The sequence below is a fragment of the Haematospirillum sp. H1815 genome (assembly GCF_012102705.1).
GTDB lineage: Bacteria > Pseudomonadota > Alphaproteobacteria > Rhodospirillales > Rhodospirillaceae > Haematospirillum.
The window spans coordinates 210,001-213,343 of sequence record NZ_JAAVTA010000003.1 but is presented as its reverse complement, the minus strand read 5'-3'; the positions used below and the strand labels follow the sequence as shown (position 1 = coordinate 213,343).

The 3,343-nt window shown below is 56.4% G+C and carries 2 tRNA genes and 2 rRNA genes (1 of these 4 cut by a window edge); all 4 read right to left on the bottom strand.

Going from position 1 to position 3,343, the window contains the following annotated elements:
* Window positions 1-2,655 (bottom strand): 23S ribosomal RNA (locus HEQ60_RS04845); the annotation flags it as partial.
* Between the two features lie 232 nt (window positions 2,656-2,887).
* Window positions 2,888-2,963: transfer RNA gene (locus HEQ60_RS04840), tRNA-Ala, on the bottom strand.
* 28 nt (window positions 2,964-2,991) lie between these two features.
* Window positions 2,992-3,068 (bottom strand) — tRNA-Ile (locus HEQ60_RS04835).
* 150 nt (window positions 3,069-3,218) lie between these two features.
* A 16S ribosomal RNA gene (locus tag HEQ60_RS04830) occupies window positions 3,219-3,343 on the bottom strand (it continues 1,361 nt past the right edge of the window).

Below are 3,343 nucleotides of genomic sequence, written 5' to 3'. Positions count from 1 at the left end.
GGGATACCTTGTTTTGAGGATGGTTTCCCGCTTAGATGCATTCAGCGGTTATCCAATCCGTACATAGCTACCCAGCGGTGCTCCTGGCGGAACAACTGGTACACCAGAGGTACGTCCATCCCGGTCCTCTCGTACTAGGGACAGCTCCTCTCAAGTATCCTACACCCACGGCAGATAGGGACCGAACTGTCTCACGACGTTCTAAACCCAGCTCACGTACCTCTTTAAATGGCGAACAGCCATACCCTTGGGACCTGCTCCAGCCCCAGGATGAGATGAGCCGACATCGAGGTGCCAAACACTTCCGTCGATGTGGACTCTTGGGAAGTATCAGCCTGTTATCCCCGGCGTACCTTTTATCCGTTGAGCGATGGCCCTTCCACGAGGGACCACCGGATCACTAGAACCGACTTTCGTCTCTGCTCCACCCGTCGGTGTCGCAGTCAGGCTGGCTTTTGCTCTTGCACTCGTCGAGCGATTTCCGACCGCTCTGAGCCAACCATTGCGCGCCTCCGTTACTCTTTGGGAGGCGACCGCCCCAGTCAAACTACCCGCCACACAGGGTCCCGGTCCCGGCTTACGGGACGCGGTTAGACATCAAATACGGGAAGGGCGGTATTTCAAGGGTGGCTCCGCCTGGGCTGGCGCCCTGGTTTCATAGCCTCCCGCCTATCCTACACATCCAATATCTGATGCCACTGTGAAGCTGTAGTAAAGGTGCACGGGGTCTTTCCGTCTGACCGCGGGAACTCCGCATCTTCACGGAGAGTTCAATTTCGCTGAGTCGATGTTGGAGACAGCGGGGAAGTCGTTACGCCATTCGTGCAGGTCGGAACTTACCCGACAAGGAATTTCGCTACCTTAGGACCGTTATAGTTACGGCCGCCGTTTACCGGGGCTTCAATTCGGAGCTTGCACCCCTCCTCTTGACCTTCCGGCACCGGGCAGGCGTCAGACCCTATACGTCGTCTTGCGACTTCGCAGAGCCCTGTGTTTTTAATAAACAGTCGCCACCCCCTGGTCTGTGCCCCTCACCTGTGGTTGCCCACGGGCGAGGCTCTCTTATTCCGAAGTTACGAGAGTAATTTGCCTAGTTCCTTCAACATCGTTCTCTCAAGCGCCTTGGTATACTCTACCAGTCCACCTGTGTCGGTTTCGGGTACGGTCATTGTTGGTGGTGTTATTTCCTGGCCCGTCTTCACCGCTGCTTCAATCCGATAAGGAGCAACGATTTACGACGGGCGTCACATCCACCTGGCCCACGAATATTAACGTGGTTCCCATCGACTACGCCTTTCGGCCTCGCCTTAGGGGCCGGCTTACCCTGCGCGGATTAGCCTTGCGCAGGAACCCTTGGACTTACGGCGACAGGGTTTCTCACCCTGTTTGTCGCTACTCATGTCAGCATTCTCACTTCCGATACCTCCAGCAAACCTCACGGTTTGCCTTCGCCGGCTTACGGAACGCTCCGCTACCGCTTGTCATAGACAAGCCCGCAGCTTCGGTGCATGGCTTTAGCCCCGGTACATCTTCGGCGCAGGACAGCTTGATTAGACCAGTGAGCTGTTACGCTTTCTTTAAAGGATGGCTGCTTCTAAGCCAACCTCCTGGTTGTTTTGGCCGTCCCACATCCTTTCCCACTTAGCCATGACTTGGGGACCTTAGCTGGCGGTCTGGGCTGTTTCCCTTTTGACGATGGACCTTAGCACCCACCGTCTGTCTGCCGGACATTACTCGCCGGTATTCGGAGTTTGGTTCGAGTTGGTAAGGCTCGCGCCCCCCGTCCCGATCCAGTGCTCTACCCCCGGCGGTATACATCCGACGCGCTACCTAAATAGCTTTCGCGGAGAACCAGCTATTTCCAGGTTTGATTGGCCTTTCACCCCTAGCCACAGTTCATCCCCGTCTTTTTCAACAGACGTGGGTTCGGTCCTCCAGTGGGTGTTACTCCACCTTCAACCTGACCATGGCTAGATCACCTGGTTTCGGGTCTACCGCATCGAACTGAACGCCCTGTTCAGACTCGCTTTCGCTTCGCCTACACCTGCCGGCTTAAGCTTGCTCGATACGGTAAGTCGCTGACCCATTATACAAAAGGTACGCCGTCACGGACATTCCCGGAGGAATTCCGCTCCGACTGCTTGTAGGCATCCGGTTTCAGGAACTGTTTCACTCCCCTTGTCGGGGTGCTTTTCACCTTTCCCTCACGGTACTGGTTCACTATCGGTCACTGGAGAGTACTTAGCCTTGGAGGGTGGTCCCCCCATGTTCAGACAGGATTTCACGTGTCCCGCCTTACTCGAGGACTGCAGTGTTTTTTACCCGTACGGGGCTGTCACCCGCTCTGGCACGCCTTTCCAGACGTTTCCGGTTGTTTCACTGCAGCCACTGGGCTGGTCCGCGTTCGCTCGCCACTACTTGCGGAGTCTCGGTTGATTTCCTTTCCTCCGGCTACTTAGATGTTTCAGTTCGCCGGGTTCGCTTCCACACCCTATGAATTCAGGTGTGGATACCGCATATGCGGTGGGTTTCCCCATTCGGACATTTCCGGATCAAAGATTGCTCCCATCTCCCCGGAACTTTTCGCAGGGTGCCACGTCCTTCATCGCCTTCCAGTGCCAAGGCATCCACCAGATGCCCTTGTCACGCTTGAGAGCCCATGCGCAGGGAAAAAACCACTGCACACGGAACACAGCATTCATACATTATGCGTTGAACATGCAGTCCTTCATGGCATCGCCATCCGGGCTTCCGGACGGCACGTGCCGGCCTGCAATCCAACGCGGTCACTAGACCCTTTAATTGCTTGCTTCTTTACAATGAATAACAACGAGACGGTATCGGGGCATCGCCCCGAACGGATTTCCCTGCAGTCAGTGCGGCGCGGTGGTGGAGGCTATCGGGATCGAACCGATGACCTATAGCTTGCAAAGCTATCGCTCTCCCAGCTGAGCTAAGCCCCCCTGGGCCGCGGGTGTGCCTGGGCATCGGTGGTGGGCCTGGCTGGACTCGAACCAGCGACCTTACGCTTATCAGGCGTACGCTCTAACCACCTGAGCTACAGGCCCGAGCCTGTGCACCGGCGTGTACCATGAATGGTACGGTCTGACTGCGGAAGGGATACGAGGACGACCGTATCGGGTGCACCTTTCGGTGCGATACCGTGATATCACGGCGTTTTGTTCTCGGCGATCCAGGTTGCCCCGGATACATCCTTGAAAGGAGGTGATCCAGCCGCAGGTTCCCCTACGGCTACCTTGTTACGACTTCACCCCAGTCGCTGACCCTACCGTGGCCGGCTGCCTCCTTGCGGTTAGCGAACCGTCTTCGGGTAAAACCAACT